Origin of the sequence: Xanthobacter agilis (genome assembly GCF_021730435.1) — a bacterium.
GTDB classification, from domain to species: domain Bacteria; phylum Pseudomonadota; class Alphaproteobacteria; order Rhizobiales; family Xanthobacteraceae; genus Xanthobacter; species Xanthobacter agilis.
In genome coordinates this window covers 1-14840 of record NZ_JABWGX010000015.1, presented here as the reverse complement: position 1 = coordinate 14840, position 14840 = coordinate 1, and the positions used below count along the sequence as shown (strand labels likewise).

Annotated in this window: 17 protein-coding genes; 15 read left to right on the top strand and 2 right to left on the bottom strand. The window is 71.3% G+C overall.

All coding sequences use genetic code 11. From position 1 onward, the window contains the following. Positions 1 to 166 precede the first annotated feature (166 nt). From HUW53_RS12230 to HUW53_RS12180, 11 genes are all read left to right on the top strand, one after another. Positions 167 to 1861 carry a GspE/PulE family protein gene (locus HUW53_RS12230; RefSeq protein ID WP_237346048.1) on the top strand — a complete coding sequence of 565 codons (1695 nt, stop codon included), beginning with the start codon at positions 167 to 169 and terminating at the stop codon, positions 1859 to 1861. Between the two features lie 2 nt (positions 1862 to 1863). Further along, positions 1864 to 3084, top strand: coding sequence for a type II secretion system F family protein (locus HUW53_RS12225; protein ID WP_237346047.1), 1221 nt, complete (start codon positions 1864 to 1866; stop codon positions 3082 to 3084). Positions 3085 to 3089: 5 nt separating this feature from the next. After that, entirely contained in the window at positions 3090 to 3563 is a 474-nt protein-coding gene (gspG, locus tag HUW53_RS12220) for a type II secretion system major pseudopilin GspG (protein ID WP_237346046.1), read from the top strand. Positions 3564 to 3789: 226 nt separating this feature from the next. Beyond that, on the top strand, positions 3790 to 4296 hold the full coding sequence (locus HUW53_RS12215) for a GspH/FimT family pseudopilin (protein ID WP_237346045.1): 507 nt from the start codon (positions 3790 to 3792) through the stop codon (positions 4294 to 4296). Positions 4297 to 4427: 131 nt separating this feature from the next. Then, the gene (locus tag HUW53_RS12210) at positions 4428 to 4625 is read left to right on the top strand and encodes a hypothetical protein (protein ID WP_237346044.1); all 198 of its coding nucleotides are present in this window, start codon (positions 4428 to 4430) and stop codon (positions 4623 to 4625) included. Positions 4626 to 4636: 11 nt separating this feature from the next. Continuing rightward, complete coding sequence (locus HUW53_RS12205) at positions 4637 to 5038, top strand: hypothetical protein (RefSeq protein WP_237346043.1); 402 nt, start codon at positions 4637 to 4639, stop codon at positions 5036 to 5038. Further along, a complete protein-coding gene (locus tag HUW53_RS12200; protein ID WP_237346042.1) occupies positions 5035 to 5724 on the top strand; it encodes a PulJ/GspJ family protein in 690 nt (229 codons plus the stop codon). The genes HUW53_RS12205 and HUW53_RS12200 overlap by 4 nt, the downstream gene beginning before the upstream one ends. Next, positions 5721 to 6611, top strand: coding sequence for a type II secretion system protein GspK (locus HUW53_RS12195; protein ID WP_237346041.1), 891 nt, complete (start codon positions 5721 to 5723; stop codon positions 6609 to 6611). The genes HUW53_RS12200 and HUW53_RS12195 overlap by 4 nt, the downstream gene beginning before the upstream one ends. Then, on the top strand, positions 6608 to 7648 hold the full coding sequence (locus HUW53_RS12190) for a PilN domain-containing protein (RefSeq protein ID WP_237346040.1): 1041 nt from the start codon (positions 6608 to 6610) through the stop codon (positions 7646 to 7648). The genes HUW53_RS12195 and HUW53_RS12190 overlap by 4 nt, the downstream gene beginning before the upstream one ends. Then, entirely contained in the window at positions 7645 to 8199 is a 555-nt protein-coding gene (gene gspM, locus HUW53_RS12185) for a type II secretion system protein GspM (protein WP_237346039.1), read from the top strand. Before HUW53_RS12190 ends, gspM begins: the two co-directional genes overlap by 4 nt. Further along, complete coding sequence (locus tag HUW53_RS12180) at positions 8196 to 9074, top strand: RodZ family helix-turn-helix domain-containing protein (RefSeq protein WP_237346038.1); 879 nt, start codon at positions 8196 to 8198, stop codon at positions 9072 to 9074. The genes gspM and HUW53_RS12180 overlap by 4 nt, the downstream gene beginning before the upstream one ends. Positions 9075 to 9298: 224 nt before the next feature. Here HUW53_RS12180 and HUW53_RS12175 read toward each other — a convergent pair whose 3' ends face one another. Continuing rightward, entirely contained in the window at positions 9299 to 10282 is a 984-nt protein-coding gene (locus tag HUW53_RS12175) for an LLM class flavin-dependent oxidoreductase (protein ID WP_237346037.1), read from the bottom strand. Between the two features lie 249 nt (positions 10283 to 10531). On the opposite strand from HUW53_RS12175, the gene HUW53_RS12170 reads away from it, so the two are divergent. Then, a complete protein-coding gene (locus HUW53_RS12170) occupies positions 10532 to 11221 on the top strand; it encodes a fumarylacetoacetate hydrolase family protein (RefSeq protein WP_237346036.1) in 690 nt (229 codons plus the stop codon). 6 nt (positions 11222 to 11227) lie between these two features. On the opposite strand, the gene HUW53_RS12165 is transcribed toward HUW53_RS12170, so the two are convergent. After that, positions 11228 to 11929: an adenosylcobinamide amidohydrolase gene (locus tag HUW53_RS12165; protein WP_237346035.1), complete on the bottom strand. Its 702-nt coding sequence runs from the start codon at positions 11927 to 11929 to the stop codon at positions 11228 to 11230. Positions 11930 to 12230: 301 nt separating this feature from the next. On the opposite strand from HUW53_RS12165, the gene modA reads away from it, so the two are divergent. Genes modA through modC form a run of 3 tightly spaced genes read left to right on the top strand, consistent with a single transcriptional unit; the run spans position 12231 to position 14798 of the window. Then, a complete protein-coding gene (gene modA, locus HUW53_RS12160; protein ID WP_237346034.1) occupies positions 12231 to 13028 on the top strand; it encodes a molybdate ABC transporter substrate-binding protein in 798 nt (265 codons plus the stop codon). A 34-nt stretch (positions 13029 to 13062) separates the two neighbouring features. Next, positions 13063 to 13746, top strand: a complete 684-nt coding sequence (gene modB, locus HUW53_RS12155; RefSeq protein ID WP_237346033.1) for a molybdate ABC transporter permease subunit — start codon at positions 13063 to 13065, stop codon at positions 13744 to 13746. Beyond that, positions 13743 to 14798, top strand: coding sequence for a molybdenum ABC transporter ATP-binding protein (gene modC, locus HUW53_RS12150; protein ID WP_237346032.1), 1056 nt, complete (start codon positions 13743 to 13745; stop codon positions 14796 to 14798). Before modB ends, modC begins: the two co-directional genes overlap by 4 nt. Positions 14799 to 14840: the final 42 nt, after the last annotated feature.

Genomic DNA, 14840 nt, shown 5'->3' with positions numbered 1-14840 from the left:
CAAAATCGGTGGGCGGGGCTTTGACGGCGCCGATGGAGCTTTTCTCCCTTTTGGCGGTCTTCCGCAAAACAGGCGTCCGCATGGGCCGTGCCGGGCAGCAATGGCGGCCGAGCGTGCGCCGTCCCCATGCCGATCGGCCATACCGCCGCACCGGGGCGCACATGCCATGACGAGCGGCGGCACGGGCGATTTTCCCTCGTTTCTGGCGCGCCGGGGGCATGGGGCGCGGGCCAGCGATCCCGCTGCGCCGCAGCCCGCCGGCGCAGACCTCGCCGCCGACGCGGCCGGGCCGTCCCTGCGCCACCTGTGGGAGGCGAGCGAGCTGTCGTCCACGGAATTCGCGGATGCAGTCGGGGCGTTCTTCGGCCTGCCACGGGTGGACCTGGCGCAGATGATGGCGGCGACCTCCCTGGCGGACCGCTTCTCCGCCCGCTTCCTGCGGGAAGCGGCGGCGGTGCCCTTCCGCGCCGGCGACGGCACCGCGCGTCTCGCCCTCGGCGACCCCACCGATGCCAGCGTCCTGCGCGCCGCCGAGATCGTGCTCCAGGAGCCCGTCACCCCGGTGGTGGCCGCCTTCGAGGACATCGCCACCGCCCTTGCCGCGCGCCTCGGGAGCGATGATGCCCCGGCCGCCGAAACCGCCCTCCCCACGGGCGACGACGACATCGACAGCCTGCGCGATCTCGCCAGCGGCGCGCCGGTGGTGCGGGCCGTCGGCGATCTCCTGGAAAAGGCGATGGAGCTGCGCGCCAGCGACATCCACATCGCCCCCCATCGCGGCACGCTGGAGGTGCGCCTGCGCATCGACGGCCTGTTGCGGCTGGTGGCCTTTCCCGCCGACGTGCTGCCGCAGGCGGTCATCTCCCGCGTCAAGATCCTGTCCGGCCTCGACATCGCCGAACGCCGGCTGCCCCAGGACGGCGCCGCGCGCCTGAAGCTCGGGCGCGCCGAGATCGACATTCGCGTCGCCATCATGCCCACCCAGCACGGGGAAACGGCGGTGATCCGCCTGCTGCCGCGCGATCGCGGGCTGCTCAGCGTCGACCGCCTCGGCCTCGGCGCGGGGGACGCGGCCACCCTCAACCGGCTCATCGGCCTGCCCCACGGCATGATCGTCGTGACCGGCCCCACCGGCTCCGGCAAGACCACGACGCTGGCCACCGTTCTGTCGCTGCTCAACACGCCGGCGCGCAAGATCCTGACCATCGAGGACCCGGTGGAATACGAGATCCGCGGCGTCTGCCAGAGCCAGGTGAAGCCGGCCATCGGGCTCACCTTCGCGGCGGCCCTGCGCGCGTTCCTGCGCCAGGACCCGGACGTCATCATGGTGGGCGAGGTGCGTGATCCGGAAACCGCCCATATCGCCGTGCATGCCGCCCTCACCGGCCATCTGGTGCTCACCACCCTGCACACCGACACCGCCGCCGCCGCCATCCCCCGCCTGCTCGATCTCGGGGTGGAGGACTTCCTTTTGAAATCCACGTTGCGGGCGGTGGTGGCTCAACGCCTGGTGCGCCAGCTCTGCGAGCGCTGCAAGCGGCCGCTCACCCTCTCGCGCGCCGCCATCGCGGCTGAGCCGCGCTATTCCGCCTTGGGGCTCAAGGCCGGCGAGACCGTCTATGAACCGGAGGGGTGCGAACGCTGCGGCGGCACCGGCTATCGCGGCCGGCTCGGGGTGTTCGAGATCCTCACCCTCAGCGAGGCCATGCGCGAGATGATCGACCGCAAGGCGGGGTCCGGCGCGCTCGACCGGGCCGCCATCGCCGAGGGCATGTCCACCATGCTCGACGACGGCATCGCCAAATGCCGCGCCGGCCTCACCTCGGCCGCCGAGGTGTTGCGCGTGACCACCGTGCGCTGACGATGGCCACCTACAACTACAAGGCCCTGACCCAGGCCGGCCACATGGTGAGCGGCGAGATCTCCGCGCCGACCGAAGCCGAGGTGCGCCGGCGCATCGAATATCTCGGGCTGGTCCCGGTGGAAACCGCGCTCGCGGGCGGCGGGCCGAAAGCGACCGGCGGCTTCAGCCTGCCGGAGTTCCTGCACCGGCCGCGGGCCCAGGACGTGACCCTGTTCACCCGCGACCTGGCCTTGCTGCTGCGCGCCGGGGCGCGGCTCGACGAAGCGCTGGAGCTGCTCGCCGGCGACGCCGACCTCGGCCGCATGCGGGAGACGGCGCGCAAGATCCGCGCCGGCGTGCTGTCCGGGGAGGGCTTCGCCGAGGCGCTCTCCGCCCATGGCGGGCTGTTTCCGCCGGTCTATGTGGCCCTGGTGCGGGTGGGCGAGGCCTCCGGCACCGTGGACCGGGTACTGGAATTGCTCGCGGAAGAGCGCGCGCGGGCCGAGGCCCTGCGCCGCAAGGTGGTGGAAGCGCTGCAATATCCCGCCTTCGTGCTGGCGGCGTCAGGGGCGGTGCTGGTGTTCTTCCTCCTGTTCGTGCTGCCGCAATTCTCCGGCGTGCTGCGCGACATGGGCGCGACGCTCGACCCCGCCGTGGAAACCCTGCTCGACGCCTCCGACGCCCTCAAGGCGCACGCCGATGCGCTGGCGCTCGGCGCCGCGCTGCTGCCGCTCGGCCTGTGGCTGGCGTTGCGGCAGGCCAAGGCGCGCGCGGCGGTGCTCGGCGCCCTGGGCCGGCTGCCGCTGGTGCGCACCATCCTGATGTATCGCCGCTCGGCCATGTTCTGCCGCAACCTCTCGATCCTGATCGGCAACGGCGTGACCCTGACGGCGGCACTGAAAATCCTGGTGGCGGTGGTCGCCGACGGGCCGGACGGGGCGGTGTGGGCGGCGGCGGCCGAAAGGGTGCGCCATGGCGGGCGCCTGTCCGACGCCTTCGCCACCGGCGAGGCGCTGCCGCCCATGGCCATCCGCATGCTGCGCCTGGGGGAGGAGACCGGGCAACTGGCCCTGCTCTCGGGCCGCATCGCCGATTTCTATGAAGAGAAGCTCCAGCGCGCTCTGGCGCGTCTGGTGGCCATCGTCGGGCCGGTGTCCATCATCACCATCTCGGTGGTGGTGGGCGGCCTCATCGTCTCGGTCATGACCGCGCTCCTGTCGGTCAGCCAAAGCATCGGATGAACCCCATGAGCAAGGCCCCGCGCCGGGCACGCCCGACATCGATCCGCCGCCGCACGCGCGAGGGCGGCTACACCCTGGTGGAGCTGCTGGTGGTCATCACCATCATCGGCCTGCTGGCCGCCCTGGTGGGGCCGCGGGTGCTCAATTATCTGGGCGATTCCAAAGTGAAGACGGCGAAGATCCAGATCCAGGGCTTCGCCAGCGCCCTCGACCTGTTCTACCTGGATGCGGGGCGCTATCCGTCCTCGTCGGAAGGCCTGAACGCGCTGGTGCAGCGCCCGTCCGGGGTCGGCGCCTGGAACGGCCCCTACCTCAAGGGCGGACAGGTGCCGGCCGACCCCTGGGGCAAGGCTTACATCTATCGCGCGCCGGGTCCGAATGCGCCTTACGAGATCGTTTCCCGTGGCGCGGATGGCCAGGAAGGGGGCACCGGCAACGCCGCCGACATCTCCAGCGCCGCCAAGACCGCAGCGCCATGAACGCAGCACCATGAACACAACACCATGAACGGAAACGGAAACGCCCAGCCATGACAGGCGCCCGCGCCCCTCACAGAACCCGGCCGCGCGGCGCTCCCGCGCGGTGCTGGTTGCGGCCGGGTGCCGGCGGGCAGGCGGCAGCGGGGGAGGCGTCTTGCCCGAGGAGCGGCGCGCGTTCCGACCCCGGCCCCAGACCTTGCGGGGCGCGTCGCGGAGTCATTTGGAGATGAAGGCCTTTCGCCCACCGCCACAGGAGCTGCCCAGGCCCCCCGCGCGCGCGCTAGGCGGCGAAGCCGGCTTCACCCTGCTGGAGGTGGTGTGCGCATTGCTGATCGTGGCGGCCCTCGCCGCCCTCGCCCTGCCGCGGATCCCGCTCGGCACCTCGCGCCCGCGCCTGGAGGCGTTCGCGGTGGAAACGGCGGCCCTGCTGAAGGCCGACCGCGCCGCCGCCGTGCGACAGGGCCGCTTTGTGGCCACCGAGGTGGACGCCCCGGCCGGGCGGCTGCGCTCGGGATCGAACGGCCGCCGCGTGCGCCTGCCCGGAGATGTGCGCATCGAAGCCCTCTTGCCGCGCCAATGCGGCGGACGCCGGGTCGATGCGCAGATCGGCTTCTTTCCCAGCGGCATGTCGTGCGGCGGCGTGGTCACCTTAGCGCGGGGCGGCGCCGCCTATGACGTGCGCGTGAACTGGCTGACCGGAGGGGTGGAGATTGTCCCGCGCCGCGCCTCCTGAAGCCGCCGCCTACGATGGGCCGCTGCCCGACGCCGCCACGCGCGCGGGCGATCCCCGCCCGCCGGCCCGCCACCCACGGCCCTGCGCCGACCGATGGCACCGGGCGGCCGATGGCCATGACGATCCCTGCCATGACGATCCCGGCCTCGGCGCAGACCGGGTTCCAGGCGCCGGCGGACGCCCAGGCCACGCCCCGGCTGTCGCGCCGGCGGATGGCGGTACGGGTGACAGCACGCGCACCGCGCCAGACACCACGGGGCGCGGTGGTGCGTCCCCCTCTGCGCGCGCGCCAACGCGGCACGGCGCGGGCCAAGCCGGCTTCACTCTGATCGAGGTGTTGGTGGCGCTGGCGGTGACAATGGCGGTGCTGGCGGCCATCGGCCTCGTGGTCGGCGCCAACGCGCGGGCCACGCGCGCGCTGGAGCAGCGCGCCGCCCTGGTCGCGACCGCCCAGGCGGTGGAGGCGGGCATTCCGCCGCGCGACCAGCTCCGGGAAGATCGGCTCGATGGGGTGGTCGCGGGTCACGCCTGGCGCATGGACACCGAACCCCTTGATGTCGGCGACATCCCCGATGGTGTGCGCTGGGTGCCGCGCCGTGTGCGGATCCGCGTCGCCGGCCCCAAGGGCGGCCTGATCGAGATCGAGACGGTGCGCCTCGTCCCCACCGACACCCCTCCGGACACCGCGCCCGGCGACACGGAATCCGGCCCGCCGGACCGCAGCGGAGCGGCTGCCCCATGACCCCAGCGCCGCGCCGGACCGAAGGCTTCACCCTGGTGGAAATGCTGGTGGCCCTGGTCCTGGCCGCGCTGGTGGTCTCGGCCCTTGCGACCCTCACGGCGCAATGGCTGCCGAACTGGAAGCGCGGCATCAACCGGGTGGAGAACGTGGAGCGCGTCAGCCTCGCCCTGCGCCGGGTGACGGCGGACCTGGGCGCCGCCGCCTTCGTGCCGGCCGGCCTCGAACGTCCGCGCCCGCTGTTCGACGGCCGGCCGGCCTCCATCACCTTCGTGCGCCCGGCGCTCGGCCCCAATGCCCGGCCGGGACTCGAAATCGTCCTCCTGGCCAGCGACGACGGCCTCACCCGCAGCGCCGCTCCCTATGTGCCGCGACGGTCGGGCGACGCCATGCCTGCGTTCGGCGCCCCGGTGGTGCTGCTGCGCGCGCCCTACCAGCTCGACTTTTCCTATGCAGGTTCCGACGGCCTGTGGCTCGGCGCCTGGACCAACCTCGACGAGCTGCCCCGCGCCGTGCGCATCGTGGTGCGCGACGCGCGCACCGGCCGCGCCCTGGACATCTCCACCGTGGCCCTGTTGAACACCGAACTGCCGGCCGCCTGCGTCTCCAATGCCGCCTTGCCCATCTGCAACGGCGCCGCCCCCCCTGACGACGAGCCGCCCCCCGGCACCGCGGATAAGACCCCATGACGCCGCCCCGCACCCGCCCTTCCGGCGACGACGGCTTCATCCTGGTCGCCGTGCTCTGGATCCTGATCGCCCTCGCCACCTTCGCGGCGGCCTATGCGGTCTATGTCGCCGCCACCGTGCGCAGCGCGGTGGCGCTGGAGGAAGAAGTGGCGGCGCGCCCGCTGGCGCGCGCGGCGCTGGAGCTCACGGCCTTCCGCCTGCTGGCCCAGTCCAGGGACGAGCGGCCGACGCGGGGCGGCTTCAGCTTTCGCATGGGATCGGCGCAGATCCGCGTCGGCTTCGTGGAGGACACCGCCCGCATCGATCTCAATGCCGCGCCTCATGAACTGATCGCGGGCCTGTTTTCCGCCCTCGGCGCCACACCCGACGCCGCCGACGGCTTCGCCCGGCATGTGGTGGCCTGGCGCTCCTCGGACCCCGAGGATGCCCCGCCGGAGGAAGCCGCGCTCTATCGCGACGCCCAGCTCGGCTACGCGCCACGGGGCGCGCCCTTCGTGCATGCCGACGAGCTGTGGCGGGTCGCCGGCCTGCCGCCCGACCTCGTGGCGGCGGCGCTGCCCCATGTCACGGTGTTCAGCGGGCAGGCGCAGGTCCATCCCGCCAATGCCGATCCGGTGGTGCAGGCGGCGGCGGGCACCCGGCGCGCCGATCCCGGAGACGACGGCCCGGCCCCCCTTCCCGGCCACACCGACGCGGTGCGGGTGACAATCGGCATGGATTTCGATAGCGGACGTCATCGGACCATCGAAGCCGTGATCCTGTTGCGCGAATCCGGGGACACCCCCTATCGCATCCTCGCCTGGAGCGAGGAGGAGCTCGCGGCGCCGATGGCCGTGCCCGGCCCCTACGCCCCTTCGGCTCCGGGCGGATCGGAGAACGGACGATGACCGTCACGCGCTTCATGGATCTGTTCTCCCTTTGGCTCGACATGGTCGCCAGCACCGTGTCGGATGGGCTGGCGCGGGTGCGGCGCCGGCGCGGCTTCCGACTAACCGAGCGCGAAAACGGCCTGTTCAGCCTCACCCTGCCCGAGGGTGGCGCGGTGGCGGTGCGGCTCGGCGATCCCGATGGCCCGGACGTGCCGCGGGTGATCGCCGCCCGGCTGAAGAACCAGCCGATGGACCTCCACTTGGACAGCAGGCGGATGCTGGCGCGACCGCTGGACCTGCCCCACGGCGCCGCGCCGTTCCTGCCCGGCATCGTCCGGTCGCAAATCGATCGTCTCACGCCCTGGATGGCGGAGGACGCCCTTTATGGCTGGACGCCCCCGGACGGCCGCGCCGACGATCGCCTCCGCATCACCGTGGTGGCCACGCCCAAGGCCTCCGTAAGCCCCCTCCTCGCGGGCCTCAGGCACCTCGGCGCCGGCTCCATCTCGATCACCACCACTGTGGATACGGTCCCCATCCGCCTGCTTGACCAGAGCGCGGGCGCCGACTCGGCGCGCATCCGCACCGCGCTGACGGGCATCCTGGGCGCGGCGGCGCTGCTGGCGACCGCGGCTCTGGTGGTCTCCACCTTCGCCGCGCAGAGCCTCGACGCGGAGCGGGCCGATATCGAGCAGGCCATTGCCGCCACCCGCCGGCAGATCATGGCGGCCCGGGCGAACCAGGGCACCGGCGGCACGGCCTTCGAGGCGCTGGAACGGCGCAAGCATGACCTACCCGCCGCCACACTCACCCTCGAACACCTCTCCCGCGTGCTGCCGGATGACACCTATGTCACCGACCTGCAAATCGACGGGGACCGGGTGCGAATTGCCGGCGTCTCGGCGGCTCCGGCGGAGCTGATCCGGCTCATGGAGCAATCCGGGCGCTTCACCGGAGCCACCTTCGTCGCCCCCACGACGCCGCTGCCGACCGGCCACGGCGAACGCTTCGACATCGAGGCCGCGGCCACCCGTGGCGGCGAGGCCAGGCCATGAGCCTCGCCCCTTCCAAGCCGCCCATGGGCCCGCGCCCCCTGCTCGCCGGCCTCGCCTATGGCGGGCTGGTTCTGCTGCTGCTGTTCATCGCCGCCGACGCGGTGCGGGACATGACGGCGCGGCGCGGCGCCGTCGACGAGGCCGCCGCCACCCTGGCCCAGCTCCAGGCCCGGCGCGGGATGCCGGGAAGCGGGAGCGGAGGCCCGGCCGGGTCTCCCTTCCTCGACGGGGCCACCCTCACCATCGCCGGCGCCGGGCTAATGCAGCGCCTGTCGAGCGCGGTGGCGGACGCGGGCGGGCGCATCACCTCATCCCAGGTGGCGCTGCGCGACACCCCCTATGGCCCGGACTTCATCGCCGTCGAAGCCAGCCTGGAGATCGCCCAGGCGGATCTTCAGAAGCTGCTTTATGATCTCGAATCGGGTTTGCCGTTCCTGTTCGTGGGCCAGTTGGCCGCCCGCCCGGTGGCGGCCCGCGCGCCGGGGGACGGCGATCCGCAACGGCTGCATGTGACGCTCACCGTCTATGGCCAGTGGCGGGGGACGCCATGATCGGATCGCAACCGGTCCGGGGACTGCTGCTGGCGGCCTTGATCCTGGCCGGGGCACCCCCGCGCCCGGCCACCGCCCTCGATCTCACCCCCCCGGCCCCGCGCATCGATCTCGGCCTGCCCCACGCCGGCGCGCCGCGCAGCCCGCAGCCGGGCAAGTCGGAACCAGGGAGATCGGAACCGGGAAGATCGGAACCGGGCAAAGCGGCGCCGCCCCCGTCATCGCAACCGGGCAAGCGGCAGGGGGGAGATCCGCGCAGGGGGGATCCGCAGGGCAATCCGCTCTGGGCCATTCCTCTGTCAACCCTGTCCGCCACCCGCGAGCGGCCGATCTTCTCCCCCTCGCGACGCCCGCCGCCGCGCGCCGAGGACGCCGAGGCGCTCCCCGATGCCCCGGAGACGTCCAGCCCGGATGCCAGCTCCAGCGCCGCCCCGAGTTTCAGCCTCGTGGGCACCATCACCGGCCCCGGCGCGGGCTTCGGCCTCTTCCACGACACCGGATCGGATCAGGCGTTCCGCCTAAGGACCGGGGACACGCATGACGGCTGGACCCTGAAATCGGTGGAGGCCCAGCGCGTCACGCTCGGCAAGGACGGCGCGACGGCCACCTTGTCGCTGCCTGCGCGGGAAGGCGGCGCCTCGGCCAGCACGGACCCGGAACCCGCCGACACTCCGCCCGAAGACGCCGGCGCGGCTTTTGTGCCGGAGTCGCCCGACAACGACGCCACGGCAACGGAGGCCGAACCGCCGTCCGACGCCCGTTCGGACCCGACGCCGCAGGCCACCGACGATGGCGCCACCGCCGGCGACATGGAGGAGGCGCCCGCGCCGGCCGGAGCGGAAGACGCCGGCGACACGCCGCCCGCGTCGCAGTGACGACCGGCCGCGGACATCGACGCGGCGGGGACGCCTGGAGCCTCCCTCCCGCGCGCTGCCCCACGGCGCCGCTCTGACACGAACCGCCTCAAGGCTTCGCTGACCGGCCGGCGCTCAAGCCCGCGCGGCGCTCGGGAGTCCCCGTCTGGCAGCGCTCAAGGACCGGCGCCGATGGCGGAAAGGGCGACCGACGTCCAGCCGGCGGCGCGGGCGCAAGGGGAGGCTCAGGCGGCGGCGCTCCAGCGCGGGCGCACGGCGCGGGCGAACAGCTCCAGGTCGGCCTTACGCTTGGCGAAGTCGGGGCTCAGCGGCTTCAGCACCAGGGTGCGCGGCGAGAGGTCGTCGGCGATGGCCTCCACCTTGGCCGCCACATCCTCGATGGTGCCGACCAGAGAGTCGGCGATCATGCGGTCGAGGGCGAACCAGGGCGTCCAATTGGGCTGCGCCTCCTGGGTCACGGCCTGCATGCGCTCCACGAATGGCCGCAGGAACGCCTGCGCGTCCGCCACCGCCTGCTCGCGGGTCGCCGCCACATGGTAGAAGCGGATGAGGGTGAAGCGCGGATCGGCCCCGGGCACCGCCTCGCGATACAGGCGCAGGCTCTGGCGCGCCCCGTCCAGGGGGAAAGGCGGCGCCGCCATGATGCCGTAGCCGCGCGCCGCGGCCAGCTTCAGCGCATCCTCGGTGGCGGTGGCGAAGAAGGTGGGGATAGGCGCCTGCACCGGCTTCGGAACCAATTCGACCCCATCGAGTTCGAAGAACTCGCCCTTGAAATGCACCACCGGCTCATAGAGCAGCTTCTCGATGACGGTCAGGGCTTCCAGCGTCTTGGCGCGGGACGTTTCCTTGGCGGCGTGGAAATGCTTGTTCTGCACCGGGAACGGCCCGCCCTTCGCCACCGCGAGATTGAACCGCCCGTGGGAAAGGATGTCCACCGTCGCCACATCCTCCGCCACCGTGATCGGATCGCGGAACGGCAGCAGCACCGCCGCCGAGCCGAGCCGGATACGACGGGTCTGCCCGGCGAGGTGGGCAAGCAAGGCGAGGCAGGAGGGGCTCGCCGCGCCGGGATTGAAATGGTGCTCGGCCACCCAGGCCTCATCGAAGCCCAGATCCTCGACGAGGCGCACCAGCCCGGTCTGCTCGCCATAGGCGGAAACATAGTCCCCTTGCGGGTTTTCATAGGTGCAGAAAAGGCCGAACTGCATGGGCAATCTCCAGGCGCGAAAAAGCGGCGCGTCACCGGGGGAACCAGCCGCCGCGCCTGAGGTCGTGTGCGCAATCGCGGGCGAAACGCCCAGCAGCTATATATATGTGGATATAACCAACCTGTCAGCGGCCTTGCGGTCGCATCCTTTCGCAGGCCTGAAATCGCGCGCCGCAACCTTGCGGATGCCTTTCCTCGGGCGCCGGAAGCTCCTAATCAGGAGCGATATCCTGCCTTACCGGAGCCTGTGATGGCCGAATACGTCATTTCCCCGCCGTCCATCCCGACCCTGCCGGTGATCGGCGAAAGCGCGGTGTTCCCGGTCCATCGCATCTATTGCGTCGGGCGCAACTATGCCGACCACGCCATCGAGATGGGGCACGATCCAAGCAAGGAGCCGCCCTTCTTCTTCCAGAAGAACCCCGACACCCTGGTGCGGGACGGCGCCACCGCCGCCTACCCCAAGGGTACCAACGACCTGCACCACGAAATCGAGCTGGTGGTGGCGCTGAAGTCCGGCGGCTCCGACATTCCAGCGCGCGACGCGCTCGACCATGTCTATGGCTATGCGGTGGGGCTTGACCTCACCCGCCGGGACCTGCAGGCGGAACTGAAGAAAATGGGCCGCTCCTGGGAGCCGGCCAAGGCGTTCGAGGATGCCGCGCCCTGCTCGGCCCTGGTGCCGGCGAGCCGCATCGGCCATCCCGCCGCCGGCCGCATCTTCCTCAACGTGAACGGCGCGCTGAAGCAGCAGGGCGACCTCAACCAGATGATCTGGAAGGTGCCCGAGGTGATCGCCACGCTCTCCACCCTGTTCACCCTCGCCCCCGGTGATCTGATCTTCACCGGCACCCCCGCCGGCGTCGGCCACATCGCGCGGGGTGATCGGCTGGAAGGGGGCGTGGACGGCGTCGGCACCCTGGACATCCGCTTCGCGTGAGCCCCCTCAGAGGGTGAACCGTCCGGGGTCCGCGAGCCAGACCGCGACCGCCTCGCGGGTGGCGGCGAGAGCGGCGGCGCCCACCGCCTCGCCCACGGCCGTGTGCAGCCCCGCATAAGGGCGCGCCACGCCGGCGGCGGGCGCGCTCATCACCACACAGTCGGTGCCGGTGCCGGACACCGGCTCGGCGATGCCGTCGCGCTGGAAATCCGCCTCCAGGATGGCGCGGGTGCGCGCCTGGACGACGATGGAGGATGCTTCCAGCAGCGCCGCCGGGGTCAGGGGCACATCCACCGCCGCCAACATGTTCACCGTGCCGGCCGACAGGTGCGCGGCCGGCACGGGCGCGAAGCGCGCGCCGACCCGCTCGCCATTGTTGAGCCCCAGGGTGACGAGGCACGCGGCGGTCACCCCTTCCACCGTGCGCCGCGCCAGATGGTGATGATCCACGTTGCGCGACGTCATCAGGCCGACCGCATCGCCAAGGCCGGCGGCATCGAGCCGGGCGGCGAACCACGTCAGCACATCGAGATCGGCGGAGAGATCGCTATTGCGCACCTCCAGCCAGGCCACCGTGCGCGCCGTCACGAAGCCGGGCCGGTTGATGGACCACGACACCATGTGCTGATCGACGGTGAAGCGCGCCACCAGGAGCGGCCGCGCCGGCGCAACCGTGAACAGGGGGCAGGCCCCGCTTGGCCGCGTCATCGCACTCCCCCCGTAGGCGCGGGGGCGCGGCCGACAAACACAACGGGGATGCGGCGCGGCGTGCACACGCGGGGACAAAGGCAGATCACGGGCGCGGACATCGACTTGGAGCGGGCGTGCACCATGCCCGCGCGCCCGCGGGATGTCCACCGCCCCTGCCCCGCGCCCCTATCGCCCCGGCAAATCCGCCCCTGGCATCGACTATGGTCGCACATCGGCCCTTTCGCGCTGAAAGGCGATTGGCAATCCTCTACCGCCACCTTAAGCTATATTAATCTGAATATAGTTCAGGACATTCCTCATGGCCCTCCGACTGCTCTCAGCCGCTCTTCTTTGCCTTTCCATTGCGCTGCCTTCCCTCGCGTCCGCCGAAAGCGCTGCTCCCGCCCCGGCAAAGGTCACCACCACGCAGACCGTGTTCGCGGCCGCCTCCATGTCGGACGCGCTGCGGAAGGCGAACGAGATCTGGGTGGCCAAGGGCAATGCGCCCATGGAGTTCAATTTCGCGGCCTCCTCCACCCTGATCAAGCAGATCGAGCAGGGCGCGAAGGCCGCCATCTTCATCTCGGCCGACCAGCGCTGGGCCGACTGGGGCATTGAGCGCGGCCTGCTGGTGAAGTCCTCCAAGGTGTCGCCGCTGGGCAACGACCTCGTGCTCATCGCCCCCACCGACAGCACCGTGAAGGTGGACATCACCAAGACCACCGACCTTGCAGCCCTGCTTGGCGCCAACGGTCGCCTCGCCACCGGCGATCCGGCCCACGTTCCGGTCGGCCTCTACGCCCAGCAGGCCCTGACCTGGATGGGCCAGTGGGACGCCATCAACCCCCGCCTTGCCCGCGCCGATAGCGTGCGCGCCGCCCTGCTCCTGGTGGAGCGCGGCGAAGCCCCGCTCGGGATCGTCTATGGCACCGACGCGGCGGCCTCCAGCCGGGTGAAAGTGGTGGGCATTTTCCCGAAGGACTCCCACGAGCCGGTGAGCTATCCGTTCGTGATCGTGACCGCCCAGGACACGCCCGACGCGCGCGCCGCGCTGGCCTTCCTGGTGGGTCCGGAAGCCATGGCGGTCTATAAGAAGCTGGGCTTCTCGGCCAATTGATGAAAGCGGAATGACGCTCATCTGAAGACCTCCGATGGACTTCGGCCTCAGCGCGGAAGAATGGCAGGCGGTCCGCCTCAGCGTTGTGGTGGCCGCTCAGGCGGTCACCATGGGCCTGCCCCTGGCGATCCTGGTATCGCTTCTCCTGCGGTGGCCTGGCCTTCCCGGCCGGACCGCCCTCAATATTTTCGTTCATTTGCCATTGGTGCTCCCGCCGGTGGTGGTGGGCTGGATGCTGCTGATCGTATTCGGGATTCGCGGCCCCATCGGCCAGATCCTCAACGACTGGTTCGGCATCCGCCTGGTGTTCACCGCCAACGGCGCGGCCCTGGCCTGCGCGGTCATGAGCTTTCCGCTCATGGTGCGGGCGATCCGCCTCTCCCTCGATTCGGTGGATCGCGGCCTTGAGGATGCCGCAAGCACGCTGGGCGCCAAATCGGTGGACCGCTTCTTCACCGTCACTTTGCCGCTGATGGCGCCGGGCGTGGTGTCCGGCGCCATCACTGCCTATGCGGCGAGCCTCGGCGAGTTCGGCGCGGTCATCACCTTTGCCTCCAATGTTCCCGGCCAGACCCAGACCCTGCCCTTGGCCATCTTCACCGCCCTGCAGACCCCGGGCGGCGAGGAGGCGGCGGCGCGCCTCTCCCTGATCTCGGTGGTGCTCGCGGTGGCCGGACTGCTCTTCGGCGAATGGGTCGGAAAGCGGTTACGTCCATGAGCCTCGACGTCACGGTCAAGCATAGCTTTCCAAGCTTCTCGCTCGACATCTCCTTCAGCGCGCCCACGCCCGGCGTCGTGGCCCTGTTCGGCCCCTCGGGCTGCGGCAAGACCACGGTCATGTCCGCCGTCTCGGGCCTGCTCAAGGCCGATGAGGCGCGCGTGGTTCTCGACGGCGACGTGCTCTCCGACCGGCAGCCCGCCGAGCGGCGCATCGGCGTGGTGTTCCAGGACGGGCGCCTGTTCCCGCACATGACGGTGGCGGCCAATTTGCGCTACGGCATGCGCCGGGCGCCGGCCGGCCCGGTCAAGTTCGACGAAGCGGTGGAACTGCTCGGCATCGGCCACCTCCTGGGCCGGCGTCCGGCCAAGCTGTCGGGCGGTGAGCGCCAGCGCGTCGCCATCGGCCGGGCGCTGCTGAGCCAGCCACGGCTGCTGCTGATGGACGAGCCCATGGCGGCCCTCGATTCCTCGCGCAAGCAGGAGATCATGCCGTTCCTCGCCCGCCTGCACGACGAGATGAACATTCCCATCATGATCGTCACCCACTCCATCGAGGAGGTGGCGCGGCTGGCGGACACGCTGGTGCTCATCTCGAAGGGGCACATCGAGGCGTCGGGGCCGGTGGGCGCGGTGCTGGCGCGCGCCGACCTGCCCTTCTCCACCGGCAGCAATGCCGGCGCCGTGATTTCCGCGACGGTGGAACAGCATGATCACGCCCGCTGGCTGACCCAGCTCGACGCCCAGGGCGTGAAGATCCTGGTGCCGATCCTCGACCGGCCGCTGGGCACGCGGCTGCGGGTGCGCATTCCAGCGCGCGAAGTCGCTCTCGCCCTGGAGGAGCCCAGGCTTATCAGCACCAACAATGTCATCGCCGGCACGGTGCGCACCGTGCGCGAGACCGAAGACAAGACCATGGCCCTGGCCGAGGTCGCGGTGGGCGATGTGCTGTTCCTGTCCCAGCTCACCCCGGACTCGCGCCAGGACCTCGACATCCAGCCCAACAAGCCGGTGCTGGCCCTGTTCAAGTCGATCGGCGTGCAGGTGCTGTGACCCCGCCGCCGGGCGCGCGCCCGGCCAGCGTCCGCGTGGTAC

Coding starts and splice junctions, on each gene's coding strand:
- HUW53_RS12230 (WP_237346048.1), top strand. CDS start 167: ATGACGAGCGGCGGCACGGGCGATTTTCCCTCGTTTCTGGCGCGCCGG.
- HUW53_RS12225 (WP_237346047.1), top strand. CDS start 1,864: ATGGCCACCTACAACTACAAGGCCCTGACCCAGGCCGGCCACATGGTG.
- gspG (WP_237346046.1), top strand. CDS start 3,090: ATGAGCAAGGCCCCGCGCCGGGCACGCCCGACATCGATCCGCCGCCGC.
- HUW53_RS12215 (WP_237346045.1), top strand. CDS start 3,790: ATGAAGGCCTTTCGCCCACCGCCACAGGAGCTGCCCAGGCCCCCCGCG.
- HUW53_RS12210 (WP_237346044.1), top strand. CDS start 4,428: ATGACGATCCCGGCCTCGGCGCAGACCGGGTTCCAGGCGCCGGCGGAC.
- HUW53_RS12200 (WP_237346042.1), top strand. CDS start 5,035: ATGACCCCAGCGCCGCGCCGGACCGAAGGCTTCACCCTGGTGGAAATG.
- HUW53_RS12195 (WP_237346041.1), top strand. CDS start 5,721: ATGACGCCGCCCCGCACCCGCCCTTCCGGCGACGACGGCTTCATCCTG.
- HUW53_RS12190 (WP_237346040.1), top strand. CDS start 6,608: ATGACCGTCACGCGCTTCATGGATCTGTTCTCCCTTTGGCTCGACATG.
- gspM (WP_237346039.1), top strand. CDS start 7,645: ATGAGCCTCGCCCCTTCCAAGCCGCCCATGGGCCCGCGCCCCCTGCTC.
- HUW53_RS12180 (WP_237346038.1), top strand. CDS start 8,196: ATGATCGGATCGCAACCGGTCCGGGGACTGCTGCTGGCGGCCTTGATC.
- HUW53_RS12175 (WP_237346037.1), bottom strand. CDS start 10,282: ATGCAGTTCGGCCTTTTCTGCACCTATGAAAACCCGCAAGGGGACTAT.
- HUW53_RS12170 (WP_237346036.1), top strand. CDS start 10,532: ATGGCCGAATACGTCATTTCCCCGCCGTCCATCCCGACCCTGCCGGTG.
- HUW53_RS12165 (WP_237346035.1), bottom strand. CDS start 11,929: ATGACGCGGCCAAGCGGGGCCTGCCCCCTGTTCACGGTTGCGCCGGCG.
- modA (WP_237346034.1), top strand. CDS start 12,231: ATGGCCCTCCGACTGCTCTCAGCCGCTCTTCTTTGCCTTTCCATTGCG.
- modB (WP_237346033.1), top strand. CDS start 13,063: ATGGACTTCGGCCTCAGCGCGGAAGAATGGCAGGCGGTCCGCCTCAGC.
- modC (WP_237346032.1), top strand. CDS start 13,743: ATGAGCCTCGACGTCACGGTCAAGCATAGCTTTCCAAGCTTCTCGCTC.